The organism is Streptomyces avidinii (genome assembly GCF_014650695.1).
Taxonomy (GTDB): domain Bacteria; phylum Actinomycetota; class Actinomycetes; order Streptomycetales; family Streptomycetaceae; genus Streptomyces; species Streptomyces avidinii.
Window position 1 is genome coordinate 524857 of sequence record NZ_BMVL01000006.1, and the last position, 19990, is coordinate 544846.

Annotated in this window: 12 protein-coding genes and 3 pseudogenes; 12 read left to right on the forward strand and 3 right to left on the reverse strand. The window is 69.3% G+C overall.

All coding sequences use genetic code 11. The features are described from left to right. Positions 1-53 precede the first annotated feature (53 nt). From IE257_RS18910 to IE257_RS39650, 9 genes are all read left to right on the forward strand, one after another. Positions 54-812 (forward strand): DUF4118 domain-containing protein, encoded by a 759-nt coding sequence (locus IE257_RS18910; RefSeq protein WP_189970048.1) that lies wholly within the window; start codon positions 54-56, stop codon positions 810-812. Between the two features lie 240 nt (positions 813-1052). Continuing rightward, positions 1053-1142 (forward strand): K(+)-transporting ATPase subunit F, encoded by a 90-nt coding sequence (kdpF, locus tag IE257_RS18915; protein ID WP_033223114.1) that lies wholly within the window; start codon positions 1053-1055, stop codon positions 1140-1142. Between the two features lie 6 nt (positions 1143-1148). Continuing rightward, positions 1149-2813: a potassium-transporting ATPase subunit KdpA gene (kdpA, locus tag IE257_RS18920; protein WP_189970050.1), complete on the forward strand. Its 1665-nt coding sequence runs from the start codon at positions 1149-1151 to the stop codon at positions 2811-2813. Then, positions 2810-4912, forward strand: a complete 2103-nt coding sequence (kdpB, locus tag IE257_RS18925) for a potassium-transporting ATPase subunit KdpB (RefSeq protein ID WP_189970051.1) — start codon at positions 2810-2812, stop codon at positions 4910-4912. The genes kdpA and kdpB overlap by 4 nt, the downstream gene beginning before the upstream one ends. Positions 4913-4919: 7 nt before the next feature. After that, on the forward strand, positions 4920-5636 hold the full coding sequence (locus tag IE257_RS18930) for a potassium-transporting ATPase subunit C (RefSeq protein WP_189970053.1): 717 nt from the start codon (positions 4920-4922) through the stop codon (positions 5634-5636). Between the two features lie 120 nt (positions 5637-5756). Continuing rightward, entirely contained in the window at positions 5757-6446 is a 690-nt protein-coding gene (locus IE257_RS18935; protein ID WP_189970055.1) for a response regulator, read from the forward strand. A 58-nt stretch (positions 6447-6504) separates the two neighbouring features. Next, a complete protein-coding gene (locus IE257_RS18940; RefSeq protein WP_189970057.1) occupies positions 6505-9048 on the forward strand; it encodes a DUF4118 domain-containing protein in 2544 nt (847 codons plus the stop codon). Positions 9049-9786: 738 nt separating this feature from the next. Continuing rightward, positions 9787-10593: an SDR family NAD(P)-dependent oxidoreductase gene (locus tag IE257_RS18945; protein ID WP_189970059.1), complete on the forward strand. Its 807-nt coding sequence runs from the start codon at positions 9787-9789 to the stop codon at positions 10591-10593. 14 nt (positions 10594-10607) lie between these two features. Then, positions 10608-10682 carry a 50S ribosomal protein bL37 gene (locus IE257_RS39650; protein ID WP_466395514.1) on the forward strand — a complete coding sequence of 25 codons (75 nt, stop codon included), beginning with the start codon at positions 10608-10610 and terminating at the stop codon, positions 10680-10682. A gap of 593 nt (positions 10683-11275) precedes the next feature. Here the strand turns inward: IE257_RS39650 and IE257_RS18950 are convergent. Both IE257_RS18950 and IE257_RS18955 read right to left on the reverse strand, forming a co-directional pair. Continuing rightward, positions 11276-11704, reverse strand: a pseudogene (locus IE257_RS18950) (response regulator transcription factor); the annotation flags it as partial. A 930-nt stretch (positions 11705-12634) separates the two neighbouring features. Beyond that, positions 12635-13779 (reverse strand): annotated as a pseudogene (locus IE257_RS18955) (cation:proton antiporter domain-containing protein); the annotation flags it as partial. On the opposite strand from IE257_RS18955, the pseudogene IE257_RS18960 reads away from it, so the two are divergent. Continuing rightward, positions 13773-14975: pseudogene (locus tag IE257_RS18960) on the forward strand (ATP-binding protein); the annotation flags it as partial. The pseudogenes IE257_RS18955 and IE257_RS18960 sit on opposite strands and share 7 nt — an antisense overlap. On the opposite strand, the gene IE257_RS18965 reads toward IE257_RS18960, so the two are convergent. Beyond that, positions 14973-16364: an amino acid permease gene (locus IE257_RS18965; RefSeq protein ID WP_229920489.1), complete on the reverse strand. Its 1392-nt coding sequence runs from the start codon at positions 16362-16364 to the stop codon at positions 14973-14975. The pseudogene IE257_RS18960 and the gene IE257_RS18965 overlap by 3 nt on opposite strands. A 2226-nt stretch (positions 16365-18590) precedes the next feature. Between IE257_RS18965 and IE257_RS18970 the strand changes: the two genes are divergently transcribed. Both IE257_RS18970 and IE257_RS18975 read left to right on the forward strand, forming a co-directional pair. Next, positions 18591-19316, forward strand: a complete 726-nt coding sequence (locus IE257_RS18970; RefSeq protein WP_189970061.1) for a hypothetical protein — start codon at positions 18591-18593, stop codon at positions 19314-19316. Between the two features lie 383 nt (positions 19317-19699). Continuing rightward, positions 19700-19912: a hypothetical protein gene (locus IE257_RS18975; RefSeq protein WP_189970063.1), complete on the forward strand. Its 213-nt coding sequence runs from the start codon at positions 19700-19702 to the stop codon at positions 19910-19912. The last annotated feature ends 78 nt before the right edge of the window (positions 19913-19990 follow it).

Below are 19990 nucleotides of genomic sequence, written 5' to 3' on the forward strand. Positions count from 1 at the left end.
CTCGCCCGAGAGGTTCTGATTCAAGACCGCCCCGTCCGGACGGGAGGCATCACATGTCCGGATCCTCGCACCGCCTGCACGACCGTGCCGTTCTGCTCGCCGCCCTCGTGGTGCCGTTCCTCGTGGCGCTCGCCCTCGTGCCGTTCCGCACGGGCATTTCAGCGACGAACGAAGCTCTGATCATGGTCGTCGCGGTGGTCGCCGTCGCCGCGCTCGGGACCCGGGCGGCCGGGGCGCTGGCCGCACTCTCTGCGGCTGCCTGGTTCGATTTCTTCCTCACCAGGCCCTACCAGCAGTTCGCCATCGCCGACCGTGATGAGATCCAGACGGCTGTCCTCCTGCTCGTCGTCGGCCTGATCGTCTCGCAGCTGGCCGTTCGGGTACAGCGGCTCCGGACGGTCGTGGTCACCGACGCCTCGCATCTGTCGAGCCTCCAGGGAACCACCCGTCTGGTCGAGGACGGCGCCTCACCGGAAGCGGTGGTCGAGTACGTGCGCCGGGAGCTCGCGAGCCTGCTGGGGCTGCGCGGCTGCCGCTTCGAGTACGGCAGGCTGCTCGGGCACCGGCCGCGCCTGGAGCACGACGGTGGCTTGTGGTTGCGCAGCCGCAGCCGGATCGTCGAGTACGCCGACTGGCCGGACGGAGAGACCGAGCTGCGCATCGTCGGCGGCGGGCACTACTACGGCCGCTTCCTCCTCGATCCGCTCCCGGACCGTCCCCTGCCTCCCGAGGAGGCCCGCCTGGTCGCGGTCGCGCTGGCCGCTCAGGCCGGTGCCGCGCTGGACACGGCCGGCCTCTCCCACCAGGGCTGACCGGCGGTTCGCGACCACTCACGTATGCGCCGCGTTAAGAGTTCCCCTGCTTCCGTATGGACCCCATCAAGGTGTCTTAACGCCGGGATGAAGACACGGTTATCTCGACATCGGCCATCTGGCCGATTCAATTCCTTCCTCATTCATCCAGGAGCTCACGGTGGCCGATCTGGCCTTCGTCGTCACCACGGTCGCGGTCTTCGCGCTGGTGGCTCTCATCGCCCGGGGGGTGACCAAGCTGTGAACGCCGAAAACATCATCGGCCTCGTCGTGGCCGTCTCCCTGCTCGGATACCTCGTCCTCGCCCTTGTGTACCCGGAGAGGTTCTAGCCACCGATGAGTCCCGTTCTCGCTGGTGTGCTCCAGCTCCTCGCACTGATCGCCGCACTCGCGCTGGCCTACCGCCCGCTCGGCGACTACATGGCCAAGGTCTACTCCTCCGAGAAGCACCACCGCCCGGAGAAGTGGATCTACAAGGCCATCGGCGCCAACCCGGCCGCCGAGATGCGCTGGCCCGCCTACCTGCGCGCCGTCCTCGCCTTCTCCGCAGTCTCGGTCCTGTTCCTCTACGGCCTCCAGCGGGCCCAGGGCATCCTGCCCGGCTCGCTCGGCTTCTCCGCGATCGACCCCGACCAGGCCTTCAACACCGCCGCCTCCTTCGTGGCCAACACGAACTGGCAGTCGTACTACGGCGAGCAGGCCATGGGCCACGTCGTACAGACCGGCGGCCTCGCGGTCCAGAACTTCGTCTCCGCCGCGGTCGGCATGGCCGTCGCCGTGGCCCTCGTACGGGGCTTCGCGCGCTCCCGCACCGGTGAGCTGGGCAACTTCTGGGCCGACCTGGTCCGCGGTGTCTTCCGCATCCTGCTGCCCATCTCCGTGATCGGTGCGGTCATCCTCGTCGCGTGCGGCGCCATCCAGAACTTCGCCGGCATCCACGAGGTCGGCCAGTTCCTCGGCGGCACCCAGCAGTGGAACGGCGGCGCCGTCGCCTCCCAGGAGGTCATCAAGGAGCTGGGCACCAACGGCGGCGGCTACTTCAACGCCAACTCCGCCCACCCCTTCGAGAACCCGACCCCCTTCTCGAACCTCTTCGAGATCTTCCTGATCCTGCTCATCCCCTTCGCCCTCACCCGCACCTTCGGCCGCATGGTCGGCAACCTGCGCCAGGGCTACGCGATCCTCGCCACGATGGCCACCATCTGGATCGGCTTCACCGCGCTGATGATGTGGACCGAGTTCGCCCACCACGGCCCGGCCTTCGACGTCTCGGGCGGGGCGATGGAAGGCAAGGAGACCCGCTTCGGCGTGGGCGCGTCCGCGATCTTCTCGGTCGCGACCACGCTGACCTCGACCGGCGCGGTCAACTCCTTCCACTCCTCGTACACGGGTCTGGGCGGCGGCATCCAGCTGCTGGGCATGCAGCTGGGCGAGATCGCGCCCGGCGGCGTCGGCTCCGGCCTCTACGGCATGCTGATCATGGCGATCATCGCCGTCTTCATCGCCGGCCTGATGGTCGGCCGCACCCCCGAATACCTGGGCAAGAAGATCGGCACCCGCGAGATCAAGTTCGCGGCCTGCTACATCCTCATCACGCCCGCCCTGGTGCTCGGCTTCACCGCCGCGGCGATGGCGCTGGACACCCCGGCGAACTCGATGACGAACTCCGGGGCGCACGGCTTCTCCGAGATCCTCTACGCCTACACCTCGGGCGCCAACAACAACGGCTCCGCCTTCGCGGGCCTGAACGCCGACACCCAGTGGTTCAACAGCACCATCGGCATCGCCATGCTGCTCGGCCGCTTCCTCCCGATGGTGTTCGTCCTGGCGCTGGCCGGCTCGCTCGCCGAGCAGAAGCCCGTACCGGAGACGGCAGGCACGCTCCGCACCGACAAGCCCCTCTACACGGGGCTGCTTGTCGGCACCATCCTCATCGTCACCGGTCTGACCTACTTCCCGGCCCTCGCGCTGGGCCCGCTTGCCGAAGGGCTCGCCTCATGAGCACCATCACCCCCACCCGCGCACCACACGAAGACATCCCGACAGGCCACAAGCCGGCCGGGCGGGTCGGCGGCGGTCTCTTCGACCCCAAACAGCTCCTGAAGTCCTTCCCCGACGCGATCCGCAAGCTCGACCCCCGCATCATGATCAAGTCGCCGGTCATGTTCGTCGTCCTGATCGGCTCGGTGGTCACCACCGTGCTCGCGATCAAGGACCCGACGGACTGGTTCGGCTGGGCGATCACCGCCTGGCTGTGGCTGACCACGATCTTCGCCAACCTCGCCGAGGCCGTCGCCGAGGGCCGCGGCAAGGCCCAGGCAGACACGCTGCGCAAGGCCAAGACCGACTCCGTCGCCCGCCGCCTGACCAAGGACGGCAAGGGCGAGGAGCAGGTGCCCGGCGCTGAGCTGCGTATCGGCGACCTGGTGGTCTGCGAGGCCGGCGACATCATCCCCGGCGACGGTGACGTCGTCGAAGGCGTCGCCTCGGTGGACGAGTCCGCCATCACGGGTGAGTCCGCCCCCGTTATCCGGGAGTCCGGCGGCGACCGCAGTGCGGTCACCGGCGGCACCAAGGTCCTCTCCGACCGGATCGTCATCAAGATCACGACGAAGCCCGGCGAGACCTTCATCGACCGCATGATCGCCCTCGTCGAGGGCGCCGCCCGGCAGAAGACACCCAACGAGATCGCGCTCAACATTCTGCTCGCCTCGCTGACCATCGTCTTCCTGCTCGCCGTGGTGACCCTGCAGCCGTTCGCGATCTACGCGGGCGCCGAGCAGTCGATGATCGTGCTGACGGCCCTGCTGATCTGCCTCATCCCCACGACCATCGGCGCCCTGCTGTCCGCCATCGGTATCGCGGGCATGGACCGCCTGGTCCAGCGCAACGTCCTGGCCATGTCCGGCCGGGCGGTGGAAGCCGCCGGCGACGTCTCCACCCTGCTGCTCGACAAGACCGGCACCATCACCCTCGGCAACCGCCAGGCCGCCGAGTTCGTGCCCGTCAAGGGCACCACGGAGGCCGAACTGGCCGACGCCGCCCAGCTGTCCTCCCTCGCCGACGAGACCCCCGAGGGCCGCTCCATCGTGGTCCTCGCGAAGGAGAAGTACGGCCTGCGCGAACGCCACCAGGGCGAACTGTCCCAGGCCGAGTGGATCGCCTTCACCGCGCAGACCCGGATGTCGGGCGTGGATGTGGACGGCAAGCAGACCCGCAAGGGCGCGGCCGGATCCGTCATCACCTGGGTCCGGGAACAGGGTGGCCAGGTCTCCGACGACGCAGACACCCTCGCCAACAAAATCTCGGAGGCCGGCGGTACACCGCTCCTCGTCGCCGTCAAGGACGAGAAGGGCGCCCGCGTGCTGGGCGTCATCCACCTCAAGGACGTGGTCAAGGAGGGCATGCGCGAGCGGTTCGAGGAACTGCGCCGCATGGGCATCAAGACCGTCATGATCACGGGCGACAACCCGCTCACCGCGAAGGCCATCGCCGAAGAGGCGGGCGTCGACGACTTCCTCGCCGAGGCCACACCCGAGGACAAGATGGCCCTCATCAAGCGGGAGCAGGCGGGCGGCAAGCTCGTCGCGATGACGGGCGACGGTACGAACGACGCCCCGGCGCTCGCGCAGGCGGATGTCGGCGTGGCGATGAACACGGGTACCTCGGCCGCCAAGGAGGCCGGGAACATGGTGGACCTCGACTCCAACCCCACCAAGCTCATCGAGATCGTCGAGATCGGCAAGCAGCTCCTCATCACCCGCGGGGCTCTGACCACCTTCTCCATCGCCAACGACGTCGCGAAGTACTTCGCGATCATCCCGGCCATGTTCGCGGTCGTCCACCCGGGCCTCGACAAGCTCAACATCATGGGCCTGGCGTCCCCGGAGTCGGCCATCCTCTCCGCGGTCATCTTCAACGCGCTGATCATCATCGCGCTGGTGCCGCTCGCCCTGAAGGGCGTCCAGTACAGGCCGACCAGCGCCGACAAGATGCTCCGCCGCAACATCGGGCTGTACGGCGTGGGTGGTCTGATCGCCCCGTTCATCGGCATCAAGCTCATCGACCTGCTCATCTCCCTCATCCCCGGAATCGGCTGAGACGACAATGAACAACTCAGTAGGCAACACCGTCCGGCTGATCGGCGCGGGCCTGCGAGCCCTGCTCGTCCTGACCGTGATCTGCGGGGTCCTCTACCCGCTCGCCGTCACCGGCGTCGCCCAGGCCCTCTTCAACGACAAGGCCAACGGCTCCGAGATCAAGGACCAGAGTGGCCAGGTCGTCGGCTCCTCCCTCATCGGGCAGAGCTACAACCTGCCGAAGAACGACCCGAACGACGCCGAAGAAGCCGCCAGGCCGGACCTCAAGTGGTTCCAGCCGCGCCCCTCCAACGGCCTCGGCTCCAACAGCCTCAACACCCAGTACTCGCTGATCCTCTCCGGAGCCACCAACCGGTCCGCCGACAACGGTGCCGTGGGCGGCCGGTGCACCAAGGACGCCGAGGAAGGCACCCTCTGCGCGCAGGTCGTCGCCGCCAAGGAAGCGGTCATCGCCGACAACTCAACGACGGGCCACCAGGTCGAGCCCGAGGACGTCCCGGCCGATGCCGTCACCTCCTCCGGCTCCGGCCTCGACCCGAACATCTCCCCGGAATACGCCAAGCTCCAGGTCCACCGCGTCGCCGAGCAGAACAAACTCGACGTCAAGCAGGTCGAGAAGCTGGTCGAGGACCACACAGAGGGCCGCACGCTCGGCTTCATGGGTGAGCCCCGCGTCAATGTCCTGGAGCTGAACATCGCCCTGAAGTCGCTCTCCAAGAGCTGAGCTCCACATCGCACGGACCGGGAGCCGGCAGGGCGCGGAGTCTCCCCCAGCTGCCGCTGGGCGGGGCCCCGCCCCCGCCGGCTCTCACCGTGCCCGTTACGAAGGAAAGGCTGCACACCGATGACCCGGGTGCTGGTGGTGGAGGACGACCCTCAGCTCGTCCGCGCGCTGAAGATCAACCTCCAGGCGCGCAAGTTCGAGGTCGAAGAGGCCTCCGACGGCGGCTCGGCCCTGCGGCTCGCGGCCGCACGCAAGCCGGACGTCATAGTGCTGGACCTCGGCCTCCCGGACATGGACGGCATCGACGTCATCAAGGCCGTCCGCGGCTGGAGCAAGGTCCCCATCCTGGTCCTCTCCGCACGCCACACCTCCGAGGACAAGATCCGGGCCTTGGACGCCGGCGCCGACGACTACGTGACGAAACCGTTCAGCATGGACGAGCTCCTGGCGCGGCTGCGGGCGGCGGCGCGGAGACATGAAGCGCCGACGGCTTCGCAGGCCGACGAAGTCACCGTGGTCATGACCGACGAGTTCACCGTCGATCTGGTCGCGAAGAAGGTTCGCCGTGGCGAGCGCACCGTACGGCTCACCCCGACCGAATGGCACCTGCTGGAAATCCTCATCACCCACCCGGGCCGGCTGATCACCCAAAGTCGGCTTCTGCTGGAGGTCTGGGGCCCGACCTACGGCGAGAACACCAATTACCTGCGCGTCTACATGGCGCAGCTACGGCGCAAACTGGAAGCGGATCCTTCGCATCCGCGGTACCTGATCACCGAACCCCGCATGGGCTACCGCTTCGAACCTTGATCACCCGCCCGATCCACGGCACGGACCCCCGTCGTCAGCAGAGAAGAAGAGTCGGAACATGGGACGCGGCAAGCTCCGCATCTACCTCGGCGCGGCACCGGGCGTCGGCAAGACGTACGCGATGCTCTCCGAGGCGCACCGCCGGATCGAGCGGGGCACCGACTGCGTCGTCGGCTTCGTCGAACACCACAGCCGACCGCGGACCGAGGTGATGCTGCACGGCCTGGAACTCATCGAGCGACGCGAGATCGAGTACCGGGGCAGCACCTTCACCGAGATGGACGTGGACGCGATCCTCGCCCGCCGCCCCGCCGTGGCGCTGGTCGACGAGCTCGCCCACACCAACGTTCCCGGCTCGCGCAATGCCAAACGGTGGCAGGACGTCGAGGAACTGCTCCAGGCCGGCATCGACGTCGTCTCGACCGTCAACATCCAGCACCTCGAATCCCTGGGTGACGTGGTGGAGACGATCACCGGGGTACGGCAGCGCGAGACCGTTCCCGACGAGGTGGCCCGGCGGGCCGACCAGATCGAGCTCGTCGACATGTCCCCGCAAGCGCTGCGCCGCCGCATGGCACACGGCAACGTCTACAAGCCCGACAAGGTCGACGCGGCGCTTTCGAACTACTTCCGGCCCGGGAACCTGACCGCCCTGCGTGAGCTCGCGCTGCTGTGGGTCGCCGACCGCGTGGACGAGTACCTCCAGGAATACCGCGGCGAGCACAACATCCGCTCCACCTGGCAGGCCCGCGAACGCATCGTCGTCGGTCTGACCGGCGGCCCCGAGGGGCGTCAGCTCATCCGACGCGCCGCGCGCCTCGCCGAGAAGGGGGCCGGCGGCGAGGTGCTCGCCGTCTACATCGCAGCCAGCGACGGACTGACCTCGGCCTCGCCCAAGGAGCTGGCCGTTCAGCGCACCCTGGTCGAGGATCTGGGCGGCACGTTCCACCACGTGATAGGCGAGAGCGTCCCCGACGCGCTGCTGGAGTTCGCCCGCGGCTGCAACGCCACCCAGATCGTCCTCGGCGTCAGCCGCCGCCGCTCCTGGCAGTACGTGTTCGGACCGGGCGTGAGTGCCACGGTCGCCCGCGAATCCGGACCCGACCTCGACGTCCACATCGTCACGCACGACGAGGCCGCCAAGGGCCGCGGGCTGCCGATCGCCCGCGGTGCCCGTCTCGGCCGGTCCCGCCTCATCTGGGGCTGGCTGACCGGTATCGCCGGACCCGCGCTCCTCACCGTTCTGCTGAACCAGGTCCTTCCCGACCTCGGGCTCGCCAATGACATGCTGCTGTTCCTCACCCTCACGGTGGCGGCGGCCCTCCTGGGAGGCCTGCTGCCCGCCCTGGCCTCGGCGGCCTTCGGATCCCTGCTCCTGAACTACTTCTTCACCCCGCCGCTGCACGAGTTCACCATCTCCGACCCGAAGAACATCGTCGCCATCGCAATCTTCGTCGGCGTCGCCGTGTCGGTGGCCTCCGTGGTCGACCTGGCCGCCCGCCGGACCCACCAGGCCGCCCGGCTGCGCGCCGAGTCCGAGATCCTGTCCTTCCTCGCCGGCAGCGTCCTGCGCGGCGAGGACTCCCTCGACGCCCTCCTCGAACGGCTCCGCGAGACCTTCGCCATGCAGTCGGTCGTCCTCCTCGAACGGAGCAGTGAGGTCGATCCCTGGAACACCGCCTCGTCCGTCGGCACCAGCCCGGTCAGCCGGCCCGAAGACGCGGACGTGGACCTGCCCATAGGCGACAACATGGCGCTCGCCCTCACCGGCCGGGTACTGCCCGCCGAGGACCGGCGCGTGCTCGGCGCCTTCGCCGCCCAGGCCGCAGTCGTACTCGATCGCCAGCGCCTCGTCGACGAGGCGGGCAAGGCCAAGGAACTCGCCGAGGGCAACCGCATCCGCACCGCCCTGCTCGCCGCCGTCAGCCACGACCTGCGCACCCCGCTCGCCGGGATCAAGGCCTCCGTCACCTCCTTGCGCTCCGACGACGTCGACTGGTCCGAGGAGGACAAGGCCGAACTCCTCGAAGGCATCGAGGACGGCGCCGACCGCCTCGCCGCCCTGATCGGCAACCTCCTCGACATGTCCCGCCTCAACACCGGCACCGTCGTCCCCCTCATCCGGGAGACCGACCTCGACGAGGTCGTCCCGATGGCGCTGGGCGGCGTACCGGAGGACAGTGTCGACCTCGACATCCCGGAAACGCTCCCAATGGTCGCCGTCGACCGAGGCCTGCTGGAGCGGGCGGTCGCCAACATCGTCGAGAACGCCGTCAAGTACAGCCCCGACGGACAGCCGGTCAAGGTCACGGCGAGTGCCCTGCACGAGCGGGTGGAACTGCGCGTCGTCGACCGTGGCCCTGGCGTCCCTGACGAGGCCAAGAGCCGGATCTTCGAACCCTTCCAGCGCCACGGCGACGCCCCACGGGGCGCCGGAGTCGGCCTCGGCCTCGCCGTAGCCCGCGGCTTCACCGAGGCCATCGGCGGCACCCTCACGGCCGAGGACACCCCCGGCGGCGGCCTCACCATGGTCATCACCCTCCCCATAGCGGGCGGCACACCGCCGGTCACCGCGGATCTCCCGACCTCGGCGGTCACCTGAATCGGCCCGCGGGCGGGCCCGAAATTCGAGAGCCACGACGACCGACAGACGCACAACCGGCGCGGGAAGGGCCGCGAGTCCACTTCGGCCGGTGCACACGTCGACGACCGAAACACGCGAGCCGCCCAGCTCCGGTATCCCCACACCGAGAGCTGGACGGCTCATGTGTTGTGCGACGGTTGACCAGCACGCGGTCGCACCGGACCGTACCCCCACGGCCGGACCGTGCGCGTCATGGTCAGTGTTCAGGTCACCGGCCTCCAGCCGCGTGCCACCGGACCGTCACCGGCTCCGTCACTCCGCCAGTCTGCTCCCGCCCGACCTCGGTGACAACGCTCCTTGACGCGTTCCTTCCACCGGCTGCCGATCTTTGACGCGCCCCTGATGACCTGCGCGAAAGCCGGATTCGCACCGTCACCCGACATACATCAGAAGGCCGTCAAGGTCCCGTTCGGGATCTTGCCCCGGCATCCCTGATGCGCTGGGATGGGCTCATGAACAGCGGTCCGCGCTACGACGATCGGCCACCGAATCAGGTGCAGCCGACAGCGCCCGCCGTCCGCCCGGCCCTCTGACTTCGGCCGCGCGTCCTGCGCGTACCACCCGCCGCCGGCGTCCCGAAGGACTCCGGCCGGGGCTCCGTACGCGTCCTCCCCTTCACCGCATGGCCTGAGCCCTCGCCCCTGCCGACGCCGGGGCGCCGGGCGCGTCAGCCATGCCTGCTTCCAGGAATCCGACATGTCTTCTTCCCTGTCCGGACGTACCGTCCTCGTCACCGGAGCCACCTCCGGCATCGGCTACGAGACCGCCCGCCGGCTCGCCGAGCGGGGCGCCACCGTCCTCCTCCACGGCCGCACACCCGAGGAGGCCCAGGCCGCCGTTGACCGGCTCGTGGCCACCGCCGGTGTGGACGGCGCCCGTCTCCGACCGCTCGCCGCCGACTTCGCCCACCTGGAGGAGGTCGAGAACCTGGCCCACGCCGTCGTACGGGAGCACTCGCGCCTGGACGTACTCGTCAACAACGCGGCCACCGCAGCCCCCGAGCGTCACACGCTCACCGTCGACGGCAACGAGGTCGCCTTCCAGGTCAACTTCCTCGCCCACTACCTCCTCACCAACCTCCTGGGTTCCGCCTTCACCACCGACCCCGGCGGGCGCGTCGTCAACGTCTCCTCCGCCCTCCACCGCACCGCGGCCATCCAGTGGAGCGACCCGAACCGGGAGCGCCGCTACTCACGGCTCGCCGCCTACGCGCAGTCGCAGCTGGCCCTGACCGTCTTCGCCTCCGACCTGCGCGTCACCGCCGTCTCCGTCCACCCCGGTGTCTGCGCGACCGGTCTCCTGCCGCTGTACGGGAACGAGGGCGAATCCGCGGCCGAGGGCGCCCAGCACGTCGTTCGTCTCTGCGACCCGGCCACCGAGATCGTCAACGGCGCCTACTACGACCGCTCCGAGCGCGTCGCCCCGGCCGCCGCCGCCACCGAGGACCGCACGATCAAGCGCCTCAACAAGCTCGCCGACCTCCTCGTCGGCCACACCGCCTGAAGGGATACCCGCACATGTCGAAGCGCGCACGCAAGAAGAGGGCCCGCCGCAAGAAGGGCTCCAACCACGGCAGCAAGCCCTCCTGCTAGCCATAGGCCCCATCCGCGGGGCGGCCCTCCGAACCGGGCCGCCCCGCCTCCATGTCCCGACAGGAACCCTCGTGATCAACTTGCCGTCCCACCGACTCCCGGCGCCCGTCCGCTGGTTCCCCACCGGGGCCCCGGCTCGGCCGCCCTGACCGAGCACGTACTGACCACCGAGGCCGGCCGCTGGTGGGTGGACCGCGTCATCCAGCCGCGCGTGATCGCCGCCGAGTACAGGGACCACGTACTCCTGCGCGGAGACCCGCAGGCCCTGACGCCGACGGATCTCAGGGTCTTCGCGGACCGCTCCATCGAGGCACCGGGCCGCTTCCTTCCGCTGATCGGGGCCGCGTTCGACAGGGTCGCGCCCTGGCAGCGCGTGGTGTACGTCAAGCGCTCCCCCGTGCCCGCCACCCGGCCGCCCAGGGGGGTGACCGTACACAGGCTGACCGCCCGGGCCACGCGCGCTCTCAGCCCAGCTGGACCTGCCCGGCGGGCAACCGCCTCGGCCGCCTGCTCGCCTGGACCGCCGGCTTCCGCCCCGAGCTGGAGTACGCCCACTACGCCGTCGGCAGACCGGCGGCGACCGGGAAAGCGGCGGCAGGCCGGTCGACGGTGAACTCGTCGGTCTCGACCGCCGCTTCCTCCGCGGCGGCCGGCTCCTGACGCGGCGTGCGGCGGATGACGGCTCCCAGGCGGGCCAGCAGTTCATCCATGCTGAAAGGCCTGGTGACGTAGTCGTCGGCGCCCGCGTCCAGGGCCCGGATCTTCTCCTCCGAGCCGTGGCGGGCGGAGACCACCAGGACCGGCACCTGCGACGACCTGGGCAGGTTCTTGATCACATCGACGCCGTCCATGTCCGGCAGCCCGAGGTCGAGCAGGACCACGTCCGGGCGGCACGCCGCCACGGCGTCCAGGGCCGCGCCCCCGTCCTGGGCGGAGTCCACTTCGTACTTCCGCGCCTTCAGATTGATGACCAGCAACCGAGCCAGCTGCGGTTCGTCATCCACCACCAGCACCCGGGTCATCGGCGTGCCGCCTTCCTGTCGTACGTCCCCTGGAGATCCGGCCGTCGTGAGCTGCTGACGAGCTTCGGGCAGGGCAGTCAACTAGAGGAAACAGCGGCTATCGGCGGCCTCGGCAGGCGTTGACGACGTCCATACGACCGTGGGCGCTACTTTGACGCCCTTCTAACGGCGCGACTCGCCCGGCGGGCAGGGCACGAGCCGCGTACGACCGGGTCAACGTTCCTCATCAGAGCGGCGTCAAGGACTCGCATACCTCCTTGAGCCCCGCCTCGTGAACCAGTTGGATGAGCGATGTGAACAGCGCTCTGCGCCATGACGACCGACCGCCGCATACGGTGCGCCCGGCCTCGCACGCTGTTCACCTGCCGGTGCGCTGACGCACCGCCCCATCCGCGGCCGCCCGCCCCGCCCGTTGCGGGCGGCCGCTTCACCCGGCGCCTGCCCCCGCTCCGGGTCGGCGCGGGGCCTCACCCTTCGCCTCCTCCCGTTCGCCCGCCCGGTCCGCGATCGAACCCGCGTGCACGCATGGGCCCCGCCTCCCCGCTCTCGTAGCCGAGCACCATTTGGAGAACGTCGTGATCGAAATCGCACCGCGGCAACTTCCGGCCCTGAGCAGCTGGTTCCCCACGGGCTCGCCCGGTCCCGGCGCCCTCGCCGAGCACGTGCTGACCACGGGCGTCGGCCACTGGTGGGCCGACCGCCCGGATCAACCCCGTGTCCTCGCCGTCAGCTGCGCTGACCACGTGCTGCTGCGCGGCGACCCGGGCGTCCTCGCACCGGACTCGTTGAAGCGGTTCGCCGGCCAGTACGTCGAAACTCCCGCGCGCTTCTGGCCCACGCTCGGCCCTGCCTTCGAGCGCGTCGTCCCCTGGGAACGGATGCTGTACGTCCACCAGGCCCCTGCGACGCGTCGGCGCTGGGGAGCACGGCTCAGGTCACCAGGTCCAGCCGCGCCTCCTCCAGGTCCAGTGAGCGCTGCAGCCGTTGGCGGGTGGTGTCGCTGATGTGGTGTTCGTCGTACAGCCGCTGGAGTTCGACGGCCTCCACCCGGATCAGGTCGCGGCGCAGCAGCCGGTAGACATGGTCTGCGGACTCCGCCAGGTCGGCTTCATCCAAGCGGTCGCGGGCATGGTCGAGGCGGGCCTGCAGGCTGCGTCGCAAACGGTCCGCCACGACGTCCGGTACGGCTTCGATGTCGGACATCTCGTCCAGGCGGCGGATCCCGGCGGCGGCAAGGCTGCACCGGGCGGATGCCTCCTCGCGTTCGGTGTGGTCCGGTTCGAGGGCGATGCCGGAGCGGCGGACCACATCGGCCAGGGTGAAGCCCTGGGCACCATGGTGACGACCACCACCGATGTGGTCAGTACGAGGACGAGCGGGCGCTGGCCCAGCAGGCTGCCGTCGTCCGCCGCGGCAGGGATGGAGAGAGCCGCGGCCAGCGGGACGACGCCGCGCGTGCCCGCCCAGGTCAGCACGGCCGGCACCCGCCAAGAGGGCCGCGTACCCGCACTGCGCTCGACGATGACCGAGAGCGGCAGTACCCACAGCAGGCGCACGGCGATCAGGGTCGCGGCGACGACGAGGGCGTACAGGGGCCAGAGTCGGTCGGCATCGGTCAGCGCCGCGACCTGTCCGAGCAGGGTGAGGCCGATGAGACTGAAGACGACGCTCTCCAACAGGAAGACAACGGTGCCGTTGACGGCGTGCAGCTGGATCCGGATGCGGGCGTTGGTGAACCGGCCCGCCTGACCGCCGAGCACGACGCCCGCCACCACGACCGAGGTCACGCCGGACGCGTGCACCTCCTCGGCCAGCACGTAGGCGGCGTACGGGGTCACCAGGGCTATGACGGTCTCCAGTACCGGGTCCTCGGTCCTGCGGCGGATCAGAGCCACCACACCCGCAACCACTCCCCCGGCCAGGACGCCGCCGCCGGCGAGCAGCGCGAACTCGGTGCCCGCGGCCTGCCAGGACACCCCGGCGGAGGCCACGGCTACGACGACCGCGACTCGGAAGAGCACGAGCGACGTCGCGTCGTTGAAGAGGCTCTCAGCCTGTACCAGGACCCGGCCACGGCCGGCTGCTCCCCTCCCGCCGCCGTACGCTCCCCACGTCCCGCCTCATCGCCGGACCGGTGGCCGCTCTACTGCTCCCCTTACTGCTCACCCTCACTCTCGACCGCATGCGCGGCACGCTGAACCTCACCAGCGAGGCGCTGTTGTTCCTCGTGGCCGTCGTGGGCGTGGCCTGCATCGGCGGGGTGGTCTCCGCTCTGATCGCGGCGCTCACCGCTGCCCTGCTCCTCAACTACTGGTTCATGGCGCCAGTGGGCGAGTTCACCATGAGCGACCCGGACAGTGTGCTGGCGCTGGTGGTCTTCGCCGTCGTCGCCGCCACCGTGGCAGCCGCGGCGGACCGGTCCCTGCGCCTCTCCCGCCGTGCCGCGGGGGCCACGGCAGAAGCGGAAACCATGTCGTCGCTCGCGGGCAGCATCATCCGAGGCGACCAGACGATTCCGGCCCTGCTGGAACGTACTCGGGAGACGTTCAGCATGGACACCGTCGAACTGACTCCCGAACCGCCCGACATCGGTCCGGGAACGGAGAGCGGACGTCCCGCCCGTCGCGAGGCGGGCCCCGCCCTTGCGGTGGCGGCCGGGCACGAAGCCTTCCTCGTCCTGCGCGGTCGTACGCTGCCGTCCTCCGAGCGACGCGTGCTGGCCGCCTTCGCCGCGCATGTCGGCGCGGCGGTCGAGCGAGCCCGGCTGGCCGAGGCCGCCGCCGAGGTCGAACCCATCAAGGCCGCCGACCGCCTGCGCACCGCCCTGCTCCGAGCCGTGAGCCACGACCTGCGAACCCCCTTGGCAGGGGCGCTGGCCTCGGTCAGCTCGCTGCGCAACCAGGAGGTCGAGGTCTCCGCCGAGGACCGCGCGGAACTCCTGGAGTCCGCCGAGGTGTCCTTGAACCGGCTCAACCGCCTGGTGGAGAACCTGCTCGATCTCAGCCGCCTGCAAGCCGGCGCGCTCACGCTCGGCCTGCGGGCCACCACGCTGGAGGAGGTCCTGCCGGCCGCACTGGAGTCGCTGGACCTGACGCCCGGGAGCGGGCCCGCCATCGATGTGCAGAACCTCGAATCGGTATCGGCGCTTCAGGCCGATCCGCCCCTGCTCGAACGGGTACTGGCCAACCTCGTCGGCAACGCGGTCCGCCACGCACCCGCGGACCGCCCGGTGCTGGTGACCGCCAGCGCCCTGGCCGGGCGGGTCGACTTAAGCGGCGCGGGCTTCCACGTCCTCGATGCCGGAGGGACGTCCGGCTCGGACCCAGCGGAGGTAGAAGGCTCCGCCGATGGCGAGGGTGGCGACCAGGGAGAGGACGGGCCAGCCGCGGAGGAGGTTCACCAGCAGGGTGAAGGCGACCGCCACGGCCGCCAGGCCGTTGAGCCAGGCGAGGGCGGTCTTACCCTCGCTGCGGGCGAAGCGGGTCATGGCCAGCAGCCCGACAAGGAAGCTGACGAAGACCGCCACCGCGTAGAAGAGGACCAGTTCCTGCTCCTCCCCCGCAGCGGCCACGATGATCACGGCGGATGCGGCCAGGTAGACGAGGACGGACCAGTACGGCGTGTGGTGGCGGTTCGTCCGGCCCAGCACCGACGGGAGGACGCCCGGGTGGTCCGGAGACCCGGCGAGGGCCTTGAGGAGTCCGGGGCCGGCCTGGAACGAGGAGCTGGCGGCGGCCAAGAGCAGCAAAGAACTGGTGACCTGGAAGGCCCCGTAGAGCCAGCCGGAGCCGGTGGCGGCATGGGCGATGTCGGCGATCTGGGTGGAGTCCTTACCGGGGATGCCAATGCGCAGGCGTACGGCGAGCACGGTCAGGGCCAGGGTGAGGCCGCCGACGATGACCAGGAGAAGGGCGAGCGTACCGCGCCCGAAGCGGCGACGGTGGCGGTCGTCGAGCTGGCCGAGCTGAGCGATGGCCGTGGACGGCGCCTCGATGCCGGTGGCCAGGGCCATCGCGACGGGGAAGGCGAGGACGACTGCGAGGGCGGCGGAGCGGCCCGGGTCGGTCGAGGCGGGGGCCTCACCAATGGTGTGGGGCGAAACGAAGCCGTGTACGAGTACGGCGACGCAGACGAGCACGAAGAGCACGGTCATGACGGCGAACAGCAGCCGCCCGCCGTGTCCGAACCAGGTCAACCCGGCGACGACCAGCAACAGGAGCAGGGCGAGCGGGATACGGAAGGCTGCGGCTGCGGGGAAGAGGGCAATCACGGCACTGGCGGCGGCCGAGATGGAAATCCCGATGGTCAGGACGAAGTCGACGACGAGTGCGCCGATCGGTACGAACGTCCAGCGCGGCCCGAAGGCCCGCCCTGCCGCCGCTGCCGCCCCACCTCCCTTGGGGAAGCGGCGCACCAGCTGCCAGTAGTTGGCGGTGACCACGACGACCAGGCCCACGACCAGCGACATGGTCGGCAGCAGCAAGGCGAGGTCGCCGTGCAGGGCACGCAACGCCGCCTCAATGGCGTACGCCACGGAGGAGACGGGGTCTGCGATCACAGCGAAGGCGAACGCGAAGAAGAGGACCGAGCGGCGCGGGCTCCGACGGCCTGAGCCGTCCGGCAGGGGCGCAGGCGCAGCGGGCTGCTGTATGGCGGCCATGAGGGATGCCTTTCAAGGCGAGAGCCGGAGCCCATGGAACAGCCCATGGCTCCTGAACTGCCGACCAGACTTCCCGGCACACCAGGAGTCAACAATACGTCAGCAGCCCATTAACGAATAGCTAATTGCACTGCACGGACGGGTCACTTGATGGCCGAGGACCCGTGGCCGCGCGCAGTCGAGGCGCCCATCCAGTTAGGGGAAGTACCCCTTCGTCAGCAGATGTGTGGTGCCATCGTCCCGTGCGACGCGTGGACACCAGCGACTTCTTGTGCAATCGGGCGCGTCGCGCTCGGTCCTGCGGCGGCCCGCGCCAAACAGTGACCGTAGAACGCCGCAGACAGCGCCGTGGGCGGTCTCCGGCAGGGGGACTGTTGCTCCGTTCACTGCCGTCGCCCCAATGATCCCGCTGGGGTTCGACAGGGCTGCACGCCGCCCGCCGCGAATACTCCCTGCGCGACCTCGGATCACGCCGAGATCGTCGCGCCGGAGGGTGGAACGGGCACGGCGAGGTGTTGCGGGGCCACTCCACAGTCGGGCAGGCAACACAAGCCCGGCCAAGCGCCGGCTCGCGTCCCGGTGGTCGTCCGGAGTCATCCCGTGGCGCACGTTGTCGACTGCCCACAACTTCGACACTGGGCCCCACCGCCGAATTCAGCGGCCACCGCCACAGCCAGCCGACGGCTCGGCTGAGGTTTCCACGAGAGATACGGATCCGGTGCAACGCGCATCGCCCAGTTCTGCTGCGGTCGGCAGCGACGCTCTGCTCCGATCCCCCACCATCTGACTACTCATCAGTAGAGTCAGCAAAGTGTCAGCATCCGTCCGACCAGAACTGACCACAGACTGTCTCACTTGAGATCCCCGGCCAAGATCGCCCAACCCTTTCGGGAGTCGCGTCGACTCCCGAAAGGGCATCTGAAGCGGAAGGACCTCCGAGGCCACTCACGTGACCACGCTTCCCTGATCGCCGCAGTTCAGCGCACACGACCTCGGGGTTTCAGGCGGGCTACGGGCAGTTCCGGCGCTGGAATCGGAGCGCCGCCGTAGCCCTTCACCTCGCCGTAGCGGGTCCCGTTCATCCAGTCCTCGCGGAAGCCTGCGATATCCTCTTGGGACCGTCCGATCCAGTTCCAGAACATGGCGATCTTCGAAGGATTCGCTGCCTACAGACCCATCCCCTACGGCGCGGCCAGGGGAAGCTTGGTGATCCACAGCCAAGGTGAAGCATCGGGTCCAAGTGGACCGCGGCGCATTCGATGTAGGCCTGCCACAACATGAGCAAGACCGCTCGTTCGAAGTCCGGATCGTACGGCAGGCGAGTCGTGGCGCTCACCGCGACGGCGGGGGAGGCGGCGCACGCCCTGGGCAGGTGCCGCGGTGAACCAGTGCGAACGGTCTCGAACAGGGCTCCGACTACAGCGTCGAGGATGACACAAGGCGTGACTCCGCGTGACGGCCATCAGTCGCGAAAGCGTCACCTCCGATGCGGCGACGTACGGGTTTCCGGCATGCATAACGAGCACGCGCCGTTCCGGTGCGGGTCTGTGCTGACTGCTCGCGCTCAAAAGAACGGAAAGCACAGGTCATAGCGCTGTTCGGATGAGTTGTCGTACCACTCGACGGTGGTGCCGATCAGGCTCGCTGCGACGATTCTCCGTATGCCGGACGGGGCCGGTGCGGCGGCCGTTGCGGGGGAGGTCATGTGCACCACTTCCGGGGGGCTGCGGGGACGTTCCGTGTGGCCACACCGTAGAAGCCCCCAGTTCAGCGGCGTATGTGGCAGGACATCACATTCATGCTCCACCCTGTGTACGCGGCCACCACACTGCCGCCAAGAAGGCTTCCGGAGCGACTGACCAGCAAGATCCATCCGGTCTGCGAGGGAGGGCGGCGCCCGCTCGCAGCCTCACCCACCCCGGGCCCCGCCCCTTGGAGACCTTCACGCCCGTGGACGACCCTGCGGCCCTGACGACGAGAGGCCGTGGACGACAGGCCCCAAATGGGCTGACGTTTGATCATACCGGCACGTAGGCACAGTGGTTGTGGATAGCGTCGCCTGCGCACTGCAGACTCCCACTGTCAATCGTCACGCCCGGAGACCATATGCGTCGCTCCGCCTTTGGCACCGCCACCGCCACCGCCGCCCTCACAGCAGTCCTTGCCCTCACCTCCTGCTCCAACTCCGCGACCGGCGCCGCGGACACTGCTTCCCAGCCGTCCCCTGTGGGATCCTCCGCAGAGGCTTCCGCCACGGCGACCGAGCCCGGCGGGGCGACCACCACCCCGGCGCAGCCCGCCGACTTCGCCGGTACCGCCCATGTCACGGACGCCGACAACTACACCTTCGACATCGCCTACTCCTACCGCACGACCGGCGTGCAGAGGGACACCGCCAACGACAAACCGGGCTTCTCCTCCGCCCTCATCAGGACGGATGCGGAGCTGACGGTCACCAACACCACCTCCGGGCGCACCCTGTCCTTCAAGCCGGTCAGCGGTATCGTGGCGCCCATCGGCGATCCCCAGCTCCAGGTGCTCGCCTACTTCAACCCGGACCGTGCCGTGTGCTCCCTGGAAACCGTCAACTCCTTCCTCGCCACGAAGGAGAAGGCCCAGGCAGGCTGCACCGTCCAGCTCAACTTCGCCCGCCCCGCCACCACGCTCACCGCTGGCAGCAAGGACACGCCCAAGGTGTTCAAGGGCCTGCAGAGCGGCCAAGGCACGGCCGGCGTGGCAGCCGTGCCGGACGCCCAATGGGCCGCCGTTGAAGCCGAGTTGCGTGCGCCTGACAACTTCCTCATTGCGTACGTCGGAGCTGACACCGACCGGTTCAAGAGCTACGTCTGCTCGGAGAAGATGTCCAAGCTCACCCCGTTCGTCGTCAGCGCCAAGCCTGGCTGCGTCAACCTGAATCCCAGCACAGTGCGCCAGCCCAAGACCTCCGAGTGACCCGAGTCGGAGATTCGTCGTCAGGTCGAGCATTCAGTCGTGATCAAGGGGTGGCGGTCTTGGTGCCCGGCCCTGGCCGGGAGCAGTCCGGCGGCCTCGCGGGTCGCGGGTCGCCGGTCGCCGGTCGCCGGTCGCCGGTCGCCGGTCGCCGGTCGCGGGTCGCGGGTCGCGGGTCGCGGGTCGCCCGATGGTTCCGCTGTCCCGGCAGGACCGGACACCACAGCTCCCGGCCGGTGGCGCGCTGAAACAGGCCGAGCGACACCACACGCCCCGAAGGGGCCCCCTTCGGCCTCCGAGCGGACCTGCTCTCCCCCTGGGCCTTGACGTGCGCCCCGCGCCGCGAGCAGACTCGGCATGCTTGTTGATCTTCGCCAGGGGGAGCTGTGAACGGCTTGATCGTCTTCTATGCATGTCTGGGACTGCCCGTCGCCGCACTGGTCGCGTTCCTCCTCTGGAGTGACAGAGCCACCCGGACGAAGAACCTCGACGGGCTGCAGATGGAGGAACGGGCCCGGCAGCAGGCCCGCTTCGACAAGTTGTCCCCCGCGCGAAGGCTGTACACCCCGCCCGGCGAACTCGACCGCCGCCGACGCTGACCCCGACCGGTCCCGGCGCGAAGCCATCGCCTGTCCGCATCGGTGTGATCAAGCCATTCATTTTTCGTCACCCGATCG